This is a genomic window from Pseudomonas sp. FW305-25, from assembly GCF_017351415.1.
Taxonomy (GTDB): domain Bacteria; phylum Pseudomonadota; class Gammaproteobacteria; order Pseudomonadales; family Pseudomonadaceae; genus Aquipseudomonas; species Aquipseudomonas chlororaphis.
The window spans coordinates 1-20,109 of the sequence record NZ_JACNDE010000062.1 but is presented as its reverse complement, the minus strand read 5'-3'; the positions used below and the strand labels follow the sequence as shown (position 1 = coordinate 20,109).

General features: G+C 64.0%; 23 protein-coding genes. 18 read left to right on the top strand and 5 right to left on the bottom strand.

The annotated features are described in order from the left end of the window. Positions 1 to 216: 216 nt before the first annotated feature. A complete protein-coding gene (rhtA, locus tag J4E58_RS31060; protein WP_007930397.1) occupies positions 217 to 1,104 on the top strand; it encodes a threonine/homoserine exporter RhtA in 888 nt (295 codons plus the stop codon). A 169-nt stretch (positions 1,105 to 1,273) separates the two neighbouring features. Beyond that, positions 1,274 to 1,555 (top strand): hypothetical protein, encoded by a 282-nt coding sequence (locus J4E58_RS31055; protein WP_009050041.1) that lies wholly within the window; start codon positions 1,274 to 1,276, stop codon positions 1,553 to 1,555. 11 nt (positions 1,556 to 1,566) lie between these two features. Here J4E58_RS31055 and J4E58_RS31050 read toward each other — a convergent pair whose 3' ends face one another. Next, the gene (locus J4E58_RS31050; protein WP_087092950.1) at positions 1,567 to 2,136 is read right to left on the bottom strand and encodes a TetR/AcrR family transcriptional regulator; all 570 of its coding nucleotides are present in this window, start codon (positions 2,134 to 2,136) and stop codon (positions 1,567 to 1,569) included. 93 nt (positions 2,137 to 2,229) lie between these two features. On the opposite strand from J4E58_RS31050, the gene J4E58_RS31045 reads away from it, so the two are divergent. After that, positions 2,230 to 2,970: an SDR family oxidoreductase gene (locus tag J4E58_RS31045; protein WP_087092952.1), complete on the top strand. Its 741-nt coding sequence runs from the start codon at positions 2,230 to 2,232 to the stop codon at positions 2,968 to 2,970. A 35-nt stretch (positions 2,971 to 3,005) separates the two neighbouring features. Then, the gene (locus J4E58_RS31040) at positions 3,006 to 3,596 is read left to right on the top strand and encodes a 2-hydroxychromene-2-carboxylate isomerase (protein ID WP_053262103.1); all 591 of its coding nucleotides are present in this window, start codon (positions 3,006 to 3,008) and stop codon (positions 3,594 to 3,596) included. A gap of 69 nt (positions 3,597 to 3,665) precedes the next feature. Here J4E58_RS31040 and J4E58_RS31035 read toward each other — a convergent pair whose 3' ends face one another. The 3 genes from J4E58_RS31035 to J4E58_RS31025 form a co-directional block, all read right to left on the bottom strand. Continuing rightward, a complete protein-coding gene (locus tag J4E58_RS31035) occupies positions 3,666 to 5,474 on the bottom strand; it encodes an aminopeptidase P family protein (protein ID WP_087092954.1) in 1,809 nt (602 codons plus the stop codon). A gap of 55 nt (positions 5,475 to 5,529) precedes the next feature. Next, positions 5,530 to 6,699, bottom strand: a complete 1,170-nt coding sequence (locus J4E58_RS31030) for a cysteine desulfurase family protein (RefSeq protein ID WP_087092956.1) — start codon at positions 6,697 to 6,699, stop codon at positions 5,530 to 5,532. Between the two features lie 321 nt (positions 6,700 to 7,020). Beyond that, positions 7,021 to 7,287 carry a hypothetical protein gene (locus J4E58_RS31025; RefSeq protein WP_009044883.1) on the bottom strand — a complete coding sequence of 89 codons (267 nt, stop codon included), beginning with the start codon at positions 7,285 to 7,287 and terminating at the stop codon, positions 7,021 to 7,023. Positions 7,288 to 7,687: 400 nt separating this feature from the next. Here J4E58_RS31025 and msuE point away from each other — a divergent pair, with 400 nt between their 5' ends. The 4 genes from msuE to J4E58_RS31005 all read left to right on the top strand — a co-directional run bounded on the left by msuE (position 7,688) and on the right by J4E58_RS31005 (position 11,895). Beyond that, the gene (msuE, locus tag J4E58_RS31020) at positions 7,688 to 8,251 is read left to right on the top strand and encodes an FMN reductase (RefSeq protein ID WP_007930411.1); all 564 of its coding nucleotides are present in this window, start codon (positions 7,688 to 7,690) and stop codon (positions 8,249 to 8,251) included. Between the two features lie 9 nt (positions 8,252 to 8,260). Next, on the top strand, positions 8,261 to 9,412 hold the full coding sequence (gene ssuD / locus J4E58_RS31015; protein ID WP_087092958.1) for an FMNH2-dependent alkanesulfonate monooxygenase: 1,152 nt from the start codon (positions 8,261 to 8,263) through the stop codon (positions 9,410 to 9,412). 165 nt (positions 9,413 to 9,577) lie between these two features. Continuing rightward, a complete protein-coding gene (locus J4E58_RS31010) occupies positions 9,578 to 10,765 on the top strand; it encodes an acyl-CoA dehydrogenase family protein (RefSeq protein ID WP_007930413.1) in 1,188 nt (395 codons plus the stop codon). Positions 10,766 to 10,788: 23 nt separating this feature from the next. Then, the gene (locus J4E58_RS31005; RefSeq protein WP_053262107.1) at positions 10,789 to 11,895 is read left to right on the top strand and encodes a sigma-54-dependent Fis family transcriptional regulator; all 1,107 of its coding nucleotides are present in this window, start codon (positions 10,789 to 10,791) and stop codon (positions 11,893 to 11,895) included. On the opposite strand, the gene J4E58_RS31000 is transcribed toward J4E58_RS31005, so the two are convergent. After that, positions 11,892 to 12,257 (bottom strand): antibiotic biosynthesis monooxygenase, encoded by a 366-nt coding sequence (locus tag J4E58_RS31000; RefSeq protein WP_007930415.1) that lies wholly within the window; start codon positions 12,255 to 12,257, stop codon positions 11,892 to 11,894. The genes J4E58_RS31005 and J4E58_RS31000 overlap by 4 nt on opposite strands. 118 nt (positions 12,258 to 12,375) lie before the next feature. On the opposite strand from J4E58_RS31000, the gene soxR reads away from it, so the two are divergent. The 10 genes from soxR (at position 12,376) to J4E58_RS30950 (ending at position 20,051) form a co-directional block, all read left to right on the top strand. Then, positions 12,376 to 12,831: a redox-sensitive transcriptional activator SoxR gene (gene soxR, locus J4E58_RS30995; protein ID WP_007930416.1), complete on the top strand. Its 456-nt coding sequence runs from the start codon at positions 12,376 to 12,378 to the stop codon at positions 12,829 to 12,831. 202 nt (positions 12,832 to 13,033) lie between these two features. Further along, positions 13,034 to 13,495: a VOC family protein gene (locus J4E58_RS30990; RefSeq protein ID WP_053262109.1), complete on the top strand. Its 462-nt coding sequence runs from the start codon at positions 13,034 to 13,036 to the stop codon at positions 13,493 to 13,495. Between the two features lie 293 nt (positions 13,496 to 13,788). Beyond that, positions 13,789 to 15,000 carry a PepSY domain-containing protein gene (locus J4E58_RS30985; RefSeq protein WP_087092960.1) on the top strand — a complete coding sequence of 404 codons (1,212 nt, stop codon included), beginning with the start codon at positions 13,789 to 13,791 and terminating at the stop codon, positions 14,998 to 15,000. A gap of 17 nt (positions 15,001 to 15,017) precedes the next feature. Continuing rightward, the gene (locus J4E58_RS30980; RefSeq protein WP_087092962.1) at positions 15,018 to 15,539 is read left to right on the top strand and encodes a thiamine pyrophosphate-binding protein; all 522 of its coding nucleotides are present in this window, start codon (positions 15,018 to 15,020) and stop codon (positions 15,537 to 15,539) included. Next, a complete protein-coding gene (locus J4E58_RS30975) occupies positions 15,536 to 15,880 on the top strand; it encodes a hypothetical protein (RefSeq protein WP_053262112.1) in 345 nt (114 codons plus the stop codon). The genes J4E58_RS30980 and J4E58_RS30975 overlap by 4 nt, the downstream gene beginning before the upstream one ends. Then, a complete protein-coding gene (locus J4E58_RS30970; protein ID WP_087092964.1) occupies positions 15,877 to 16,449 on the top strand; it encodes a DUF6162 family protein in 573 nt (190 codons plus the stop codon). The genes J4E58_RS30975 and J4E58_RS30970 overlap by 4 nt, the downstream gene beginning before the upstream one ends. A 34-nt stretch (positions 16,450 to 16,483) precedes the next feature. Continuing rightward, on the top strand, positions 16,484 to 17,413 hold the full coding sequence (locus J4E58_RS30965) for a metal ABC transporter substrate-binding protein (RefSeq protein WP_007930423.1): 930 nt from the start codon (positions 16,484 to 16,486) through the stop codon (positions 17,411 to 17,413). Next, a complete protein-coding gene (locus J4E58_RS30960) occupies positions 17,410 to 18,165 on the top strand; it encodes a metal ABC transporter ATP-binding protein (protein WP_087092966.1) in 756 nt (251 codons plus the stop codon). The genes J4E58_RS30965 and J4E58_RS30960 overlap by 4 nt, the downstream gene beginning before the upstream one ends. Then, entirely contained in the window at positions 18,165 to 19,064 is a 900-nt protein-coding gene (locus tag J4E58_RS30955) for a metal ABC transporter permease (protein WP_085531635.1), read from the top strand. The genes J4E58_RS30960 and J4E58_RS30955 overlap by 1 nt, the downstream gene beginning before the upstream one ends. Beyond that, complete coding sequence (locus J4E58_RS30950) at positions 19,065 to 20,051, top strand: metal ABC transporter solute-binding protein, Zn/Mn family (RefSeq protein ID WP_087092969.1); 987 nt, start codon at positions 19,065 to 19,067, stop codon at positions 20,049 to 20,051. The last annotated feature ends 58 nt before the right edge of the window (positions 20,052 to 20,109 follow it).

Genomic DNA, 20,109 nt, shown 5'->3' with positions numbered 1-20,109 from the left:
TTTCGACTGCGCCGGAAGTGGGGCGAATTATAGACTTCCAGAATCTGCCGTCAACCCCTAATTTGTCTTTTCTATCAATAACCTGAAAAAACAGATGAATCCTTCTCTATATAAGAAGAGCAGAAACATCATGAGCAATATATTGCTCAAGCGTTTCTAGTTGAGCATCATGTCGGCGCACCAAACCTCCCCCCTTGACCCGGATGATGCCTTGCCATGAATGACCAGCCCCGCAGCCTAGCCTCGACCCTGTTCCCGGTGGGACTGCTGCTTATTGCCATGGCGTCCATCCAGTCCGGCGCCTCACTGGCCAAAAGCATGTTCCCGATCGTGGGCGCACAAGGCACCACTACATTGCGTCTGATTTTCGCCAGCATCATCATGCTGCTGCTATTGCGCCCATGGCGCGCGAAGCTCACCGCCAAGTCCCTGCGCACCGTCATCGTCTATGGCATGGCGCTGGGTGGAATGAACTTTCTCTTCTATATGTCGCTACGCAGCGTTCCTCTGGGAATCGCCGTGGCCCTGGAATTCACCGGCCCTCTGGCCGTGGCCATTTATGCTTCGCGAAAAGCCATCGACTTTCTCTGGATCGCCCTGGCGATTATCGGTCTGCTGCTGTTGATTCCAACCAGCGATACGAGCGCAGGTATCGACCTGATCGGCGCGGGTTATGCCTTGGGAGCCGGGGTGTGCTGGGCGCTCTATATTCTGTTCGGGCAAAAGGCCGGGGCCGACAATGGCATCCAGACTGCAGCGCTGGGCGTGATGATTGCTGCCTTGTTCGTTGCGCCTATCGGCATCGTGCATGCCGGGGCTGCCTTGCTGACGCCCAGCCTGATCCCCATCGCCATCGGCGTGGCCATTCTCTCCACCGCCCTTCCCTACAGCCTGGAGATGGTTGCCCTGACCCGAATGCCGGCGAGAACCTTCGGCACGCTGATGAGTATCGAGCCTGCTTTTGGTGCCTTGTCCGGGCTGCTGTTCCTCCACGAATTCCTGTCGCTCGCGCAGTGGCTGGCTATCGCCTGCATCATCCTGGCGTCAGTGGGTGCGACCCTGACCATGCGCAGCGAATCGAAACCTCTGGTAGCGGCGGATTGATTCCTGGTTGTACATAGCTCTGGTATTTGCCGCTCAATTAGGCCATGTTTAGGCGCTGTAACTCAGCGCCAGTCATGGATTTTTCAGGCAAGGACCGCACAGACGCCAAAGTGACAGCTAACGCAGTCGAACCCGGACAACAGATCCGGGATCAGCAATAGGGACAGGAATGAAACGTTTTTTGATTCTGTTAGCCGTACTGGCCATCGCAGGTTGCGCCGCAACTTCGAAAACCGAGGTCAAGCGCGGAAAGAAGGGCCTGCATATCAACTGCTCCGGCCTGTCCTCCTCCTGGGACAAATGCTACGCCAGCGCTGCTACCTCCTGCGGCCCCAAAGGCTACAAAGTGATCGCCAAGTCCGGAGATACAGTGGAGGATCCGGGCGACTATCCCTTCGGCCTGAATCCCGCCGGCTATACCAGTCGCAGCATGATCGTCATCTGCAAGTAGGCAGCACCTGCCTACAGCACATCCTGCGTTGGCAATTGACGAACAATTTCGTCATGGCTCGACTTCAGGACCTGGCGCTGAATGTCCGGACTGACCAGCATTCGCGCCACCACCAACGCCCCCACACATTGCGACAGAATCGACCAGGCCAGGCTGTCGCTGCCCAGGGTGCGCGCCCAACTCTGCTGCAAACGGCAAATCCAGTCTTGCGCCTGCTGTCGAACCCCCTCGTCCGCCCGTGAGATTTCCGCGCCCAAGGTTGGCAAGGCGCAGCCCGTTTCAGGGCTCTCGACATGCGCCATGCTCAAGTAGTGCTTGAGACAGCGCTCAAGCCGCATCCGGTTTTGCTCACCATCGCCCCCCAGACGCTCAAGGCTCTGGCTCAGCTCACGTTCGACAATAGAACCGAACAGCTCATCCTTGGATGAAAAGTGGCTGTAGAAGGCCCCACCACTCAGCCCGATCGCTTTCATCAGGCCATCGACCCCCACAGTCGAAAACCCTTCCTTTTTCGCTGACACCGCGCTGCTCTGCAGCAGCCGCTCCCGGGTTTCCTGCTTGTGACTGGCTGAATAACGCATGACGCCCCTCTCCTCTCTTCGCCTTGACGCTCGGCGGATCGTAGCATAACGTTCGTTTAGTTAACGACCGTTTACCAATAGAGCGATCCCACCATGACTACAGCCACAGAAAACAAGAAAGTCGTTTTGGTCGTCGGAGCCGGCGATGCCACAGGCGGTGCAATTGCCAAGCGTTTTGCCCGGGAAGGTTTTGTCGCCTGCGTCACCCGACGCAGCGCGGACAAGTTGCAGCCCCTGGTGGAGGCCATCCAGCAATCGGGACGCGAAGCCCATGGGTTCGCCTGCGACGCTCGAAAAGAGGAAGAAGTGATTGCCTTGATCGAACAGATCGAACGCGAGATCGGTCCGATCGAAGCCCTGGTGTTCAATATCGGTGCCAACGTGCCCTGCAGCATCCTTGAAGAAACAGCGCGCAAGTACTTCAAGATCTGGGAGATGGCCTGCTTCTCAGGTTTCCTCAATGCGCGGGAAGTGGCCAAGCGCATGGTCACTCGCCAACGCGGGACCATCCTGTTCACTGGCGCCACCGCGGGCTTGCGCGGCGCTGCGGGGTTTGCCGCCTTTGCCGGAGCCAAGCATGGCATTCGCGCACTGGCGCAAAGCATGGCCCGGGAGCTGGGGCCGTTGAATATCCACGTTGCTCATGTGGTGGTCGATGGCGCCATCGACACGGACTTCATCCGCAACAGTTTCCCGGAAAAGTATGCGCTCAAGGATGAGGACGGCATCCTCAACCCCGAACACATCGCCGACAACTACTGGTATCTGCACAGCCAGCCCCGGGATGCCTGGACCTTCGAACTGGATCTGCGGCCCTGGAACGAACGCTGGTAAACCCTGCGCCATAACAACAAAAAGGAGCATTACCGATGAGCAAAACCGTCGAGTTCTTTTTCGACCTGGGTAGCCCGACCTCTTACCTGGCCTACACCCAATTGCCGAAGATCTGTGCCCAGACAGGCAGCCAGCTGATTTATCAACCCATGTTGCTCGGTGGCGTGTTCAAGGTCACGGGCAATGCCTCGCCGATCAGCATCCCCGCCAAAGGACGCTACATGCTTCAGGACCTGGCGCGTTATGCCAAACGTTATGAGGTGCCACTGGCATTCAACCCGCACTTCCCGATCAACACCCTGCTGCTGATGCGCGCGGTGACAGGCATGCAACTGCGACATCCACAGCGTTTTGTTGCCTTTATCGACTGCCTGTTCCGCGCACTCTGGGTCGAGAAGCGCAACCTGAACGATCAGGCCACCGTTGCGGCAGTACTCAGTGAGGGGGGATTCGATCCGCAAGAGGTGCTGGCCCTGACCAGCGATGAAGAGGTCAAGAACGCCCTCAAGGACAAGACCGAACAAGCCTTGCAGCGCGGCGTGTTTGGCGCGCCGAGCATGTTCGTCGATAACCAGTTGTTCTTCGGCCAGGATCGCCTGGACTTTGTCCTCGAAGCCCTGAGCTAAGTCAAAGCTTCGGTAAGACAAACAACGCAATTCGCGCTGCCGGCCCGAAGCCGGCAGCGCGATTCACGTTCAGAGGGTTGCGGTACGGGTATTCAGCCATTCCAGCGCCGCGCCCTGCAGCAGCGGACTCAGGCGCCGACGCACTTCAGCGTGGTAGGCGTTGAGCCACTCACGCTCGTCCTGGGTCAGCAGTGAAGGTTCCAGGCAGCGGCTGTCAATCGGGCACAAGGTCAGGGTTTCAAACTTGAGGAACTCGCCGAATTCGCTAGTGCCTGCCTCACGGTTCATCGCCAGGTTTTCGATGCGTACGCCCCAACGGCCCGGACGATAAGTACCCGGCTCGATCGAGGTGATCATCCCTGGCTGCATCGCGGTTTGCGGTGCTGGCGCCGCCTGATAGGCGATCACTTGCGGGCCTTCGTGGACATTGAGGAAATACCCCACGCCATGACCGGTGCCGTGCCCGTAATCCACGCCTTCGGCCCAGATCGGCGCGCGGGCGATGGCGTCCAGCAACGGCGACAGGATGCCCCGCGGGAATTGCGCCCGGGACAAGGCGATCACGCCCTTGAGCACCCGCGTGCAATCGCTCTTCTGTTCGGCACTCGGGGTACCGACCGGGACCATGCGGGTGATGTCCGTGGTGCCGCCCAGGTATTGGCCGCCGGAATCGATCAGCAGCAGGCCATCGCCTTCGATCACCGCGTGCTCTTCTTCGGTGGCGTGGTAATGCGGCATCGCGCCATTGGCGTTGAACGCGGCGATGGTGTTGAAGCTCAGGGACACATAACCGGGGCGACGGGTGCGCGCCGCGGTCAGGTGCTCGTCGATGGTCAGCTCGGTAATGCGTTCACGGCCCCAGGCCGACTCCAGCCAGGCGAAGAATTCGCAAAGCGCCGCACCGTCCTGCTCCATGGCCTGGCGGATATGCTCGGCGTCGGCCAGGCTTTTGCGGGACTTGGCCAAGGTCGTCGGATTCAGACCTTCCAGCAGCTTCACACCGTTCCCAAGGTTATCCAGCAAACCGACGGTAACCCGCGCCGGATCCACCAGCAGGCTGGCGCCGTCGGAAATCACACTCAGGGCCGCGGCCACTTCGCTGTAGTCACGCAGGGTGATGCCGTCCTGTTCCAGCACGGCACGCAAGGCGTCATCGACTTTGCTCAGCGCCACGAACAGCGTCGCCTGCTGTTGGCTGATCAGGGCGAAGGAGACGAATACCGGGTTGAACGAGACGTCGCCGCCGCGCAGGTTGAACAGCCAGGCGATGTCGTCGAGGGTGGCGATGAAATGCCAGTCCGCGCCTCGCTCTTTCAGGGTTTCGCGCAGCTTGCCGAGCTTCTCGACCCGGCCGACCGTGGCCTGGGGCGGCAAATGCTGGTAGATCGGCTGGTCCGGCAGGCTCGGGCGGTCGCTCCAGACTTCGTTCAGCAGATCGATATCGGTGCGCAGGCGAGCACCGCGCTCCTGCAGCTTGTTGCCCAGGGTACGCGCCGAAGCCAGCGCCATCACCGCGCCGTCGACCGCGACCACGCCCCCTTCCGGGGTCTGTTCGGCCAGCCAGTCCAACGGGCCGGGCTGGCCCGGCAACAGTTTGACCAACTCGATGCCGCTGCCCTTGAGTTCCTTGGTCGCCTGTTCCCAATAACGGCTATCGGCCCAGACCCCGGCGAAATCCGCCGTCACGATCAAGGTGCCGACCGAACCGTGAAAACCCGACAGCCACTGCCGGCCTTGCCAGTAACCGGGCAGGTACTCCGACAGGTGCGGGTCGGCCGACGGCACCAGCAGGGCATGAATGCCCTCGCGGTTCATCAGCTCGCGGGTGCGCGCCAGGCGCTGGGGGACCACTCCATTGGTCAAGGGCTGCGTACTCATTGTGTCTCCTGCTACCAGGTCAATCATTGTTATTGGGTACCGAGGGCATCGACCCTCAGGGTTGGGCAACTGCCCAGAACGCCGGTGCACTGGCGGATGAAGCCTTGATCAGCTGGACGGCCTGATCGATGTCCTGCTCGGTGGTGAAACGCCCCAGGCTCAGGCGGATGGTCCGCCCCGCCGCCCGGGCGTCGAGCCCCAACGCCAGCAACACATGGGACGGCGCATTGCTCGCCGAGTTGCAGGCCGAGGTCGCGGAAAACGCGATGGAGGCACTCAGGGCCGCCGGGTTGAACTCCCCTTCACCGAAGGTGAGGCTCAAGGTATGGGGAATGCGCTGGGCCGGGCTGCCGTTCAGGCGCAGCCCCGACACGTCGGCCAATTGTTCGAGCAGACGCTCGCGCAGACGGGCGATGGTCGCCGCTTCTTCGTCAAAATGTTCGGCGGCCAGGGCAAAGGCGGCGCCCATGGCGACAATCTGATGGGTCGCGAGCGTCCCGGAGCGCAAGCCGCCTTCATGGCCGCCGCCGTGGATCTGCGCCTGCAAGCGCTGCTGCGCGCGCGGGCCGACGTAGAGCGCGCCGATGCCCTTGGGGCCGTAAATCTTGTGGGCGGAAAAGGACATCAGGTCCACCGGCCACTGCGCCAGGTCAATCGCCACCTTGCCCGCGCCCTGGGCCGCGTCGACATGCAGCAGCGCCCCGCGCTCGCGGACCACACGGCCAATGCCCGGGATGTCGTTGAGCGTACCCAGTTCGTTATTGACCAGCATCAGCGACACCAGGAAGGTGTCGTCGCGCAGGGCCTCGCTGACCGCCTCGGGCGTGATCAGCCCGTCGCTGTCCGGCACTAGGTAAGTCACGGCCACGCCGGCAGCCTGCAACTGGCTGGCGGTGTCGAGAATGGCCTTGTGTTCGATCTGGCTGGTAATGATGTGCCCGCCGGAGATACCCCGGGCCTGGGCCACGCCCTTGAGCGCCAGGTTGTTGGATTCGGTGGCGCCGGAGGTCCAGACGATCTGCTCGGGCGCCGCGCCCACCAGTTGGGCGACCTGCTGGCGCGCCAGCTCGACGCTGCGCCGGGCCTGTTGGCCGAAGGCGTGGGAGCTGGACGCCGGATTGCCGAAGTTACCGTTGAACCCCAGACATTCCACCATCACCTGAATGACTCGCTCGTCCACCGGCGTGGTGGCGGCGTAGTCGAAATAGAGAGGACGTTTATTCATCGCAAAAATACCCGCAGAGCCTGTTCCAGGATCAAGGTTCGCTCGGTGCCGAACGCTGATACGCGCCCTTTCGGCAACGCAAAAACGGCAGACCGTCAGCAATACCCGATCGGATGCAGTTAAAGAAGGACAACTTCATTTAAAAGTGCGTAGGAACGCTCCCGAGGGGCAGCTTAACAGGCTCCGGGAGCCGGGTTAAGCGAGGTTCGGCCAGGGGGCCGAAGAACAAGGCGCAAGGCGGGGAAAATCATCACAGGGTTTTGCCGATGCTCACCGGCAGTCCGTCAGCCTGCGCAGGCAAGGCCGTGGCAGATCGACAAATCAGCTGGCCCGGCCATGCAGGGTCACGCTGTGCTCGGCGTTCATTTCGCCCTGCCGGTCGAAACCGAAGGTCCGTTGCGGGGCAAGCAGCTCGGCCTTCTTCTGTTGGTATTCGTCAAAGGACAGTCCGCGCCGGTTCAGTGCTTCCAGCGCCAGTTCGCGGGTTTCCTCGGCGGTATAGGGACGCGACTCCGGGCCAGGCTGGCTGGCACAACCGGCCAGCACCGCAGTGGCGACAAGCAAGGAAAAGACAAGCGAACGGTTCATGGCAAAGCTCCTGGATCTGGGCTGCGAGGCAATGGACACAGGCTACCGTCGCCCTTACCGGGACAGAAATCATCACGCTCGATAGTGGCTATCGATTCCCCCTATCGCCGCCCATCACAGCCTCACATATACCTAAAAGACCTATAAATATGGAAATAAAGTATTTTTTAGGAATATCAGTAAGCCTTATAACAGGCCCATCGCGCCGCCTGCTGTTGCCTGAGCAACTGTTCGCCAGGCAACAGCCAATCAACAAAACAGTGTTTTCCCAACAACAGCCTGCTCCTGCAACAGCGCCACAAGCCCCGCCACTCAAGGCTTTGTGTCGCTGGTACAGCTCTTGCTCAAGCCCTGGGACTACTCACTGCTCGTTGAGCCCTGTTCAACAAAGGAACTGATCATGTCGCGTCCATTAAAAGTCGTTGCCCTGTCCGGTGGAACCTGGCGCCCCTCGCGCACCCTGGTGCTGACCCAGGCGCTGCTCGCCGAACTGGCGGGGCAATTGCCGATCGAGAGTACGCTCATCGAACTGGGCGACATCGCCCGCCCCCTGGGCGCGGCCCTGTCCCGCCAGGAGCTGGCGGCGGAAGTGGAAGCGCAGTTGCAAGCCATCGAAAGCGCCGACCTACTGATCGTCGCGGCGCCCGTGTACCGCGGTTCCTACCCGGGCCTGCTCAAGCACCTGTTCGACCTGATCGACCTCAACGCGCTGATCGACACCCCGGTGCTGCTGGCCGCCACCGGTGGCAGCGAACGTCACGCCCTGGTGCTCGATCACCAACTGCGGCCGCTGTTCAGTTTCTTCCAGGCCCTGACCCTGCCCATCGGGGTCTATGCCACCGAGGCCGACTTCGCCAACTACCAGATCACCAGCGAGCCCTTGAAGGCCCGCATTCGCCTTGCGGCAGAACGTGCCGCGCCGCTGTTCGGCGTGCATCCGAAAAATCTGCTGAAAATCGCTTAAGGACCTGTCATGGATGTTTTCTGGTTTCTTCCGACTCACGGCGACGGCCATTACCTGGGCACCACCCAGGGCGCGCGTCCGGTCACCCTCAACTACCTCAAGCAAGTGGCCCAGGCCGCGGATAGCCTGGGCTATCACGGCGTACTGATCCCCACCGGGCGTTCGTGCGAAGACTCCTGGGTGATCGCCTCGGCGCTGGTGCCCCTGACCGAACGCCTGCGCTACCTGGTGGCGATCCGCCCGGGGATCATCTCGCCGACCGTCTCGGCGCGCATGGCCGCCACCCTCGACCGGCTGTCCAACGGGCGCCTGCTGATCAACGTGGTGACCGGCGGCGACCCTGACGAGAACCGCGGCGACGGCAGCTTCCTCAGCCACAGCGAGCGCTATGAGGTCACCGACGAATTCCTGAGGATCTGGCGCCGGGTGCTGCAAGGCGAAGCCGTGGACTTCGAAGGCAAGCATCTGCATGTGCAGAACGCCAAGGCCCTGTACCCGCCGGTGCAAAAACCTTACCCGCCGCTGTATTTCGGCGGGTCCTCGGACGCCGCCCATGACCTCGCCGCCGAACAGGTGGACGTGTACCTGACCTGGGGCGAACCACCGGCCGCGGTCGCCGAGAAACTCGCCGACGTACGCGAACGGGCCGCCCGCCATGGCCGCACGGTGAAGTTCGGTATCCGCCTGCATGTGATCGTGCGCGAAACCGCGGAAGAGGCCTGGAAGGCCGCGGACAAGCTGATCGAACACATCAGCGACGACACCATCGCCGCCGCGCAGCAATCCTTCTCGCGCTTCGACTCCGAGGGCCAGCGGCGCATGGCCGCCTTGCACGACGGGCGGCGCGACAACCTGGAAATTGCCCCCAACCTCTGGGCCGGCGTCGGCCTGGTACGTGGCGGCGCCGGCACCGCGCTGGTGGGCAACCCTGAGCAGGTGGCGGCGCGGATCAAGGAATACGCGGACCTGGGGATCGAGAGCTTCATTTTCTCCGGCTACCCGCACCTGGAAGAAGCCTACCGCTTTGCCGAGCTGGTGTTCCCGCTGCTGCCGGAACCCTACGCCAGCCTGGCCGGACGTGGCGTGACCAACCTCACCGGGCCGTTTGGCGAAATGATCGCCAATGACGTGTTGCCGAGCAAAAAAACGGCTGGGGCTTGAGGGTGTTGATCGCCTGATAGAACGCTATCGCGGGCCAGCCTCGCGCCTACAGAAACCACCTGCACCCTGTAGGAGCGAGCTTGCTCGCGATCGAGCGCCCCGCGCTCGCCTCACAGCCCCACCGATTTCACGGCCCAATAACCGGCCCCAAACGAGGAACACCGCGTGACTGCCAAGCCGCAAAGCGCCTTGTTGTCCCCCTTGCAGACCGCCCGCCAGCTGGCGGCCGAGTTTGCCCTGACCGCTGTCGAACGCGACGAACGCGGCGGTACCCCGAAAGCCCAGCGCGACGCCCTGCGCCAGAGCGGCCTGCTGGCCCTGAGCATTCCCACCCAGTACGGCGGCCTCGGCGCCAGCTGGAGCGAGACCCTGAACATCGTCCGCGAGTTCGCCAAGGTCGACAGCTCCATCGCCCACGTCTTCGGTTTCCATCACCTGATGCTGGCCACCGTGCGCCTGTTCGCCCGGCCGGAACAATGGCAACCCTGGTTCGAACAGACCGCGCGCAAGAACTGGTTCTGGGGCAATGCCCTCAACCCGCTGGACACCCGTACCGTGGTGAAGAACCTCGGCGGCTGGCGCGAGTTTTCCGGCAAGAAAAGCTTCTGCTCCGGCGCCAGCGATTCGGAAATGCTCATCGCCTCGGCAGTCGACGAAAGCAACGGCGGCAAGCTGCTGATCGCCGCCATCCCCAGCGGCCGCAGCGGCATCACCCTGCACAACGACTGGAACAACATGGGCCAGCGCCAGACCGATAGCGGCAGCGCCAGCTTCGAGCGGGTGCGGGTCGAGGAATCGGAACTGCTGCTGGACCCGGGCCCCTTGAGCACGCCCTTCGCCTGTCTGCGCCCACTGATCGCTCAGCTGACCTTCACCCACATGTTCCTCGGCATTGCCGAAGGGGCTTTTGAAGAAGCTCGCCAGTACACCCTCACCGAAACCCGGCCCTGGCATAAGTCCAGCGCGCAGGAGGCTTATCAGGACCCTTATGTGCTGGGCCACTACGGGGATTTCTGGGTGGCCCTGGAAGGCATGCGCCTGTTGGTGGAGCGCGCCGCGGAGCTGCTGGACAAGGCCTGGGCCAAGGGGCCGAACCTGAGCGCCGAAGAACGCGGCCACCTGGCCACGGCCATCGCCACCGCCAAGGTCGCCACCACGCGCCAGGGCCTGGAGCTGTGCAGCCGCCTGTTCGAGGTCACCGGCGCCCGCTCCACCCACGCCTCCCTGCGCCTGGACCGGCATTGGCGCAACCTGCGCACGCAAACCCTGCACGACCCGGTGGATTACAAACTCCATGAGTTGGGTGACTGGGCCCTGAACCAGTCCTTGCCGACCCCGACTTTCTATTCCTAGCCTTCTGTTCCCGGAGCTTGTCCATGCAGCTTTTGACCTTACCGCCCTCGCCGGCCCTGGCTACCTCGATCCGGGCCACCGCCCAGGTGTTCGAAGACCCGAAATCCCAGGCCTTGCTGGCGCACCTGCAGCAGGTCGCGCCGAGCGAGGCCAGCGTGCTGATCATCGGCGAAACCGGTACCGGCAAGGAGCTGGTGGCGCGCCATATCCACAACCTCAGCGCCCGGCGCAACCGGCCCTTCGTGGCAGTGAACTGCGGCGCGTTCTCCGAGTCGCTGGTGGAGGCAGAGCTGTTCGGCCATGAAAAAGGCGCCTTCACCGGGGCCCTGAGCGCCAAGGCCGGCTGGTTCGAAGAGGCCAATGGCGGGACCCTGTTCCTCGACGAAATCGGCGACCTGCCGATGGCGATCCAGGTGAAGCTGCTGCGGGTGCTGCAGGAGCGCGAAGTGGTGCGCCTGGGTTCGCGCAAAAGCATTCCCATCGATGTGCGGGTGCTGGCGGCAACCAACGTGCAACTGGAGAAAGCCATCAACGCCGGGCATTTTCGCGAGGACCTGTACTACCGCCTCGACGTGGTCAGCCTGGAACTGAGCCCGCTGCGCGAGCGCCCCGGCGACATCCTGCCGCTGACCCGGCACTTTATCGAGGCCTACAGCCAGCGCCTGGGCTACGGCGCCGTGACCATCAGCAGCGAGGCCGAGCACAAGCTGCGCAGCTACAGCTGGCCGGGCAATATCCGCGAACTGGAAAACGTCATCCACCACACCCTGCTGATCTGCCGCGACGGCGTGATCGAGCGCGACGACCTGCGCCTGTCGAACATGCGCATCGAGCGCCAGGACGACAGCCACCACAGCCACGACGACTCAGCCGAAGCCCTGCTGGAGCGGGCCTTTCACAAACTCTTCGAAGAGCAGGCCGGCGCCCTGCATGAAAAGGTCGAGGACGCGCTGCTGCGCGCGGCCTACCGCTTCAGCCACTACAACCAGGTGCACACCGCCAACCTGCTGGGCCTGAGCCGCAACGTCACCCGCACCCGGCTGATCAAGATCGGCGAACTGGCGGTGAACAAGCGCCGTCCGCCGGAAAAACCCGGCCAGCACGAGCGCACCCTGCAACTGTCGATCTAGCTGGCCAGGCGGCAATGCAACGCGTTGTCCGGGCTGCGCTCGATGCTGCGCACCACCTGGAACGAGCCGAAGGTCACGGTCTTGGCCTGATAGGCACGCAGCAGTTGCCAGAAGTCCTGTTCGCCCTTCTCGAAACTCTGGAAGGCCGCCTCGCCGGCTTCCCGGGTTTGCCATTGCAGGTAGTTGAGCACCCGCCGGCCGTCCTCGCTGGCCTGCACGCTGCCACTCAGGAAACCCGGGTAGCCCTGGGCCAGGCGTTCGGTCTGCTCGGACAGCGCCGACACCAGGCCAGATTGTTGATGGGGTTCGGTTTCGAATTCGATCAATTGCGTAAAGCTGCGGTTTTGCGCAAACGCGTGCATGGCAAGTCCCCACTGACGGATAAACGGAATCTTGTGATTCGAAGGCCCGCAGGGTAAAACCTCCAGTTAAGTAAAGGTCAAGCGACTTTTGCTCATTCCCCACCCGCAGGAGCGCTGCATGCCCAGCCCCGAAACCGTGCACAAGGAACTCACCGTCGGCCAAGTGGCCGCCCGCAGTGGCGTAGCGGTCACCGCCCTGCACTTCTATGAAACCAAGGGGCTGATCAAGAGCAACCGCAACGCCGGCAACCAGCGCCGTTATCCGCGGGAAGTGCTGCGCCGGGTGGCGCTGATCAAGGTGGCGCAGCGCCTGGGCATTCCCCTGGCCGAGATCGGCCAGGCCCTGCGCAGCCTGCCGGACCACCGCGCGCCGACGGCCGCCGACTGGAGGCGGCTGTCCGAGCAGTGGAGCCAGGAGCTGGATGAGCGGATCAAGCAACTGACCCTGCTGCGCGACCGCCTCAACGGCTGCATCGGCTGCGGCTGCCTGTCGATGCAAGACTGCCCGCTGCGCAACCAGGGCGACCAGCTGGGCGAACGCGGCCCGGGCGCGCGATTGCTGGAAACCGACTGAGCGGGCGGCACAGCGGTTTCCCCAGCCCGACCGCAGCCTGTGGCAGCGGCGGCACCTCTTCTCCTGATCGCCGGATCACTGTTGCCAGGCGGACACCTCGTCAGCTCAAGCCAGGCAGTGGACTGCCCGGGCCTATAGTGAACCGACCGGAAAACCGGCCAGGTTCACTTCGACAAACCCATGACAAGAAAGGAGAACCGAGATGAGCGTCAAACCCATCCCCGAGGGTTACCCCAGCATCACGCCCTACCTGGGGATTACGCAGGCTGCCGAGGCTATCGAGTTCTACAAGAATGCCTTCGGCGCCATCCAGGTCATGCGCCTGGACATGCCCGACGGCAGCGTCGGCCATGCCGAGCTGCGCATCGGCGACTGCCCGATCATGCTGGGAACGCCCTGCGATCAAGGGCCACTGAGCAATCCCGACCAATCACCCTCTGTCGGCCTGCACCTGTACGTCAACGATGTCGACAAACAGTTCGCCCAGGCCATCGCCGCTGGTGGCCAGGTGGTGTCCGAGGTCAAGGACCAGTTCTACGGCGACCGCAGCGGCACCCTCAAAGACCCGTTCGGCCACCTGTGGTTTCTCGCCACCCGCAAGGAAGACCTGAGCGAAGAGCAGATCAAGCAGCGGGCCGTGGAGATGTTTAAACAGCAGGGATAAGCGCTGTGCCTGAAAACCGTTGATCGCGGGCAAGCCTCGCGCCTACAGACGCGCGTGCTTCTGTAGGAGCGAGCGGGCGGCGATCCGACTTGCCCGCGATAGCCTCCCCCGGACCGTCCCCCTGCCATTGGTCGCGCGGAAACATTTACTTTCATATCGTCTTTCGGGATTTACGATTCTCATTCGTCTTAATTAGATGCAGCAGGTCGCGTTGGCGAAGGCTACGCCGCGGGTTTCTCTCCGGGCTCAGCAGACGCCCGCGGCTCCACTCCTCGAATCAAGACGCGTGCTCAATGTCGAAGAAGTCCCGCTCGAAAATCTGGTTTCTCGTTCACAGCTGGCTGGCCCTGCCCATCTGGTTCTTTGTGCTGATCGTTTGCGTCACCGGCACCCTGGCCGTGGTCAGCCAGGAAATCGTCTGGCTGGCCAACCCCGACATCCGCGCCAGCAAACCCACAGGCGACGCCCAACCGCTGAGCTACGACCAGATCGTCAAGGCCATCAAGCAGGCCGAACCGCAGACCCTGGTCGAAAGCATCAGCACCCCTGACGAAGCGCATTTCGCCCTGACCGTGGGCGTCAACTACCCCGATGGCCGTTCCGTCGAGGTCTATGTCAACCCGTACACCGGCGTCATCCAGGGCGTCAGCCCGCAATTCAACTTCCAGGCCTTCACCCGTGCCCTGCACGGCTGGTGGCTGGTGCCTTTCACCAACGGCTACAGCTGGGGCTGGTACCTGGTATCGCTGCTCGGCCTGCCGATGCTGGCCTCGCTGGTCACCGGCCTGGTGGTCTACAAGAAGTTCTGGAAGGGTTTCCTCAAGCCGACCCTGCGCCTGCGCCACGGCGCGCGGATTTTCTGGGGCGACTTCCATCGCCTGAGCGGCCTCTGGTCGATCTGGTTCATCGCGGTGATCTCCATCACCGGCACCTGGTTCCTGATCCAGGCGATTCTTGGCGACAACCAGATCACCCTTTCCAGCGAACCCATAGTTCCGGTGATCGCCCGCGAAAGCGTGCCGACCTCCGCCGACGGCAGCCCGGCGCCGATGATCGGCGTCGATGAAGCCATCCGCATCACCACCCAGCAGATCCCGGGCTTCGAGGTCAGCTTCGTCATGCTGCCGAGCAATGCCTACAGCCACCTGTTCATTGGCGGCCGCGGCTGGTACCCGCTGATGTACCAGACCGCCAACCTCAATCCTTACAGCGGCTCGGTCGATACCATGCACCTGCTGTCCCATCGCTCGGCCCTGGAGTTCGTCACCGAATCCATGCGTCCGCTGCACACCGGTGATTTCGGCGGCATCTGGATCAAGCTGATCTGGTGCTTCTTCGGCCTGCTGCTGAGCATGATGGTGCTCAGCGGCCTGCTGATCTGGACCAAACGCACCGCCCTGGCCACCGCCGCGGCCCTCAAGCGCAGCACCAAGACACCACGTCCCGCCCTCGCCCAGCGCCCGGTTGTGGCCCTGCACAGCGACACGCCGGAGGGCAACCTGTGAGCAAGACAGACAACCCAATGCCGGTTTCGCCCCTGCGCCAGTTCTGGCTGAAATGGCGTTTCCACCTGAACATCCTGCTGTTGCTGATCCCCCTCGGCTTCATGCCCAAGTACTTCGCCGACGCGGCGCTGGCCCGTGGCGACAGCGGCCTGGGCGAACGCGAGGTGGGCGAGGTGCAGGTCGGGCCCTGGAGCCTGCGCCTGGCCGAACTGCGCAACCAAGCGCCGCAACTTCAGGGGCCTGCCGGCTATATGAAGGGCTTCAATGCCGCCCTGTGCGACGCCTGCGTCGACCAGGTCAAGGCCACCTACCTGCGCATCGGCAAACCCCGCAGCCTGCGCGCCGCCGGGGTGATCTTCTTCGGCACCCCGTACCGCATGGGGGCCAGCCTGCCCGTTCCGGAAAAGACCAAGGCCGACGCCGAGCTGTGGATAACCATGGAAGGCTGGGACGGCAGCCTGCACCAGGCGGCCATCCCCCTGGGCCAGGCATCCCCGGCCACTCTCGCCTGGCTGAACCAACAAGGAGGCAAACCATGATTGCTGTACCCACCCCCCGCCTGCGCCCGCTCGGTGCCGGCGCACTCCTGCTGGCCAGCGCCCTGTTCAGCGGCGGCGCCCTGGCCCACAACCCGATGTGCGAGTGCAAGCAGATCGACGGCGAGCAGATCCGCTGCACCGGCGGCTTCTCCGATGGCAGCGGCGCCCCGGGGGTGACCCTGGACGTGATCGGCTACGACGAAACCATCCTGGTGCCCGGCAAACTGGGCGCCGACTCCACCCTGACCTTCAAGAAACCCGACGCCGAGTTCTACGTGCTGTTCGACGCCGGCCCCGGCCACGTGGTCGAGATCGACCAAGCCGACATCGAGGCCCCATGAACACCTCCCCCCCCCAAGTCGTGCGCCCGGCCGGCGCCGGCCATGAAACCTTCTACGTCCTGCTGCTGTGCCTGTTGATCCTCAGCGTGGCCGGCACCGTGGTGCTCTGGCGCGGCGAAACCAGCGAAGTAGCCAGCATCGATAGCCATCAACTGGACGCCCGCCGCGACCTCACCGCCGGCGAACAGGGCCTGTACGCCGACCTGCGGGTGACCCTCGACGAAATCCGCCTGCTGCGCGAAGAAGCCCAGGCCCTGCCGACGCCCGAACAACTGGCCGAGGAAGGTTTCGCGCCCTTTGCCCAGGACGCCAGCTCGGTGAGCCGTGGCGGGCATGCCTGGCAGTTGCGGCAACAGGCCTATGTCGGCCTCAGCCAGAACAATCAAGTGGCCGGCTCCTTCCTGATGCGCATCGCCGCCGACCCGGCCGCCGCCCCGGACATCTGGCTCAACCGCGGCCCGTCCCTCGCCGCCCCCGACGACCTCAGCGACGCCGCCCTGGCCAGTGCCGGCTGGCAGCAGGTGGTCGCGCAATTCGATGCCGGAGTGACCCGCCAGCATCGCCACTGAACCCACGCATTCACCGAGAGAAGACCGCTAGCCCATGCCTATTTCATCTCAACGCCGCCCGCTCCTGCGGGTGCTGCTGGTCAGCCTGTTCGCCCTGTTGCTCAGCCCTCTCGCCACGGCCGACCAGGCCAAGCGCCTGCGTATCGGCATCACCCTGCACCCCTACTACAGCTACGTGGCCAACATCGTCGGCGACAAGGCCGAGGTCGTGCCGCTGATTCCCGCCGGCTTCAACCCCCACGCCTATGAACCGCGCGCCGAAGACATCAAGCGCATCGGCACCCTGGACGTGATCGTGCTCAATGGCGTCGGCCACGACGACTTCGCCGACCGCATGATCGAGGCCAGCGAACGCCCGGACATTCCGGTGATCGAGGCCAATCAGAACGTGCCGCTGCTGGCCGCCACCGGCATCGCCGCGCGCGGTGCCGGCAAAGTGGTCAACCCGCACACCTTCCTGTCCATCAGCGCCTCCATCGCCCAGGTCAACAACATCGCCCGCGAGCTGGGCAAGATGGACCCGGCCAACGCCAAGACCTATACCCAGAACGCCCGCGCCTACGGCAAACGCCTGCGGCAGATGCGCGCCGACGCCCTGGCCAAGCTGACCAAGGCGCCCAACGCCGACCTGCGGGTGGCCACGGTGCACGCCGCCTACGACTACCTGCTGCGCGAGTTCGGCCTGGAAGTCACCGCCGTGGTCGAGCCGGCCCATGGCATCGAGCCCAGCCCGAGCCAGTTGAAAAAGACCATCGACCAGTTGCGTGAACTGGACGTCAAGGTGATTTTCTCCGAGATGGACTTCCCCTCCACCTACGTCGACACCATCCAGCGCGAGTCCGGGGTCAAGCTGTACCCGCTGTCGCACATTTCCTACGGCGACTACAGCGCCGAGAAATACGAGAAGGAAATGGCCGGCAACCTCGACACCGTGGTCCGGGCGATCCAGGAGGCCGGCGCATGACCGCCCTGCACAGCCTGGCCCGCGGCCCGTCCATCGAATTCGACCAGGTCGGCCTGACCCTGGGCCGCACCACCATCCTCGACAACGTCAGCTTCAAGGTGCAGCCCGGCACCGTGCATGCGCTGGTCGGCCCCAACGGCGGCGGCAAGAGCTCGCTGATCAAGACCCTGCTCGGGCAGATGCCCCACCAGGGCCAGTTGCGCCTGCAATGGCCGGGCGAGCCGGGGGTGATCGGCTATGTGCCGCAGGCCCTGGAATTCGACCGCGGCCTGCCAATGACCGTCGACGACTTCATGGCCGCCATGTGCCAGCGCCGCCCGGCTTTCCTCGGCCTCAGCCGGCATTACGCCACGGCCATAGGCGAAGCCCTGGAACGGGTCGGCATGCAGGACAAACGCAAGCGGCGCATGGGCGCCCTGTCCGGCGGTGAACGCCAGCGGGTGCTGCTGGCCCAGGGGCTGATCCCGGCGCCGCAACTGCTGGTGCTGGACGAACCGATGTCGGCCCTCGACGAAGCCGGCATCCAGGTCTTCGAGCGCCTGCTCGGCGACTGGCGCCAGGCCGGGATCACCCTGCTGTGGATCGAGCACGACCTGGAAGCGGTCGGCCGCCTGGCGGACCGGGTCACCGGCCTGCATCGCCGCGTGCTGTTCGACGCCCACCCGCAGCAGGCACTGACCCCGGAACGCCTGCTAACGCTGTTTTCCACCCACCCGCGCAGCGCGGATATCGTCAGCGGGAGTGTTGCCTGATGAGTTACGAAGCCTTTCGTCTGATGATCCAGGGCTGGGCCTCCTCCGGTTACCTGCCAGAAGCCCTGGCCTATGGGTTTGTGGTCAACGCCCTGCTCGCCGGCTTGCTGATCGGCCCGGTGCTGGGCGGCCTCGGCACTTTGGTAGTGGTCAAGCGCTTCGCGTTCTTCTCCGAAGCGGTGGGCCACGCGGCGCTGACCGGCGTGGCCATCGGCATCCTGCTCGGCGAACCCTACACCGGCCCGTACGGCAGCCTGTTCGGCTACTGCCTGCTGTTCGGCATCCTGCTCAACTACCTGCGCAACCGCACCGGCCTGGCGCCGGACACCCTGATCGGGGTGTTCCTGTCGGTGTCCCTGGCCCTGGGCGCCAGCCTGCTGCTGATCCTCGCCGGCAAGATCAACGTGCACATCCTGGAAAACGTGCTGTTCGGTTCGGTGCTCACGGTCAACGGCAACGACCTGCTGGTGCTGCTGATCGTCGGCGCCCTGGTGATGGGCCTGAGCCTGCCGCTGTACAACCGCATCATGCTGGCCAGCTTCAACCCGCAACTGGCGGCGGTGCGCGGTGTCGCGGTGAAAACCCTGGACTACCTGTTCGTGATCCTGGTGACCCTGATCACCGTGGCCGCGGTGAAAGTCATAGGCGCGATCCTGGTCGGCGCCCTGCTGGTGATCCCGGCGGCGGCCGCGCGCCTGCTGAGCCAGTCGCTCAAGGGCTTTTTCTGGATCTCGGTGCTGATCGCCACGGTCAGCACCCTGTGCGGCATCCTGCTGCCGATCCTCTTCGACCTGCCCGTCCCCTCCGGCGCCGCGATCATCCTGGTGGCCGGTGTCGCCTTCGCCCTGGCCGCCGTTGCCCGCGGCATTGTCCCCAGCCTCAAAGGGAATATCGGATAAATGCACAGTTCATTACGTCACCTGACACGCCCCCTGACTTTGGCCCTGGCCCTCGGCGGGCTGAGCAGCGCGCCGGCCCTGGCCCAGCCGGACCGTTTCGAACCGATGCGCGTCACCGCCAACCAGAGCCTGGGCACCACGGCGCTGCACAGCGCCAGCTCACCCAAGCCGCTCACCGTGCTGGCCTCGCTACCGATCACCTTCGGCCTCGCCCAGTGGCTGCTGCAAGGCACCGATGTGCGACTCGAACGCGCCGCCCCCGACAACCTGCCGGGCTCACGCCAGACTGCCTACTTCACCGGCCGCGGCGCCCCGGCGCTGCATAAGCTGGCCCTCGACGCCGACGCGGTGATCGGCCTGCGCTCGATCTGGCCGGACGACCCGCTGTACCCCAATGCGCGGCGCAGCAACATCCGCATCGTCGAAGTCGATGCCGCGCGCCCGGTGGACGGCGCCCTGCCCGGGGTCGCCCTGCAGCCCGGCAAGAGCGACGGCCTGAACAGCCAGCCGTGGCTGTCGAGCAATAACCTGGGACGCATGGCCGATGTGCTGGCCGCCGACCTGGTGCGCCTGGCCCCCGCCACCAAGCCGAAGATCGACGCCAACCTGGCCAGCCTCAAGCAACGCCTGCTCAAGCTCAGCGCCGATAGCGAGGGGCAACTGGCCAATGCCGACAACCTCAGTGTGCTCAGCCTCAGCGATCACTTCGGTTATCTGGTCAGCGGGCTCAACCTGGAGCTGCTGGAGATCGACGCCCGCGCCGACAACGAGTGGACGCCCGAAGCCCTGCAGCAACTGCAAACCCGGCTCAAGGACAACGACGTGGCCATCGTCCTGCATCACCGCCAGCCGTCCGACGCGATCAAGGCCGCCATCAGCGCCGCCGGCAGCCAGTTGCTGGTGCTGCAAACCGACAGCGCCGACCCGCTGGCGGAGTTGGAGAATAGCATCGGCCAGATCACCAGTGCCCTCGCCCCGAAAACCTGACCCGCCACTCCCTCTGTAGGAGATTCTATGTCTACCCCACCGTATCGACCGTAGGTCG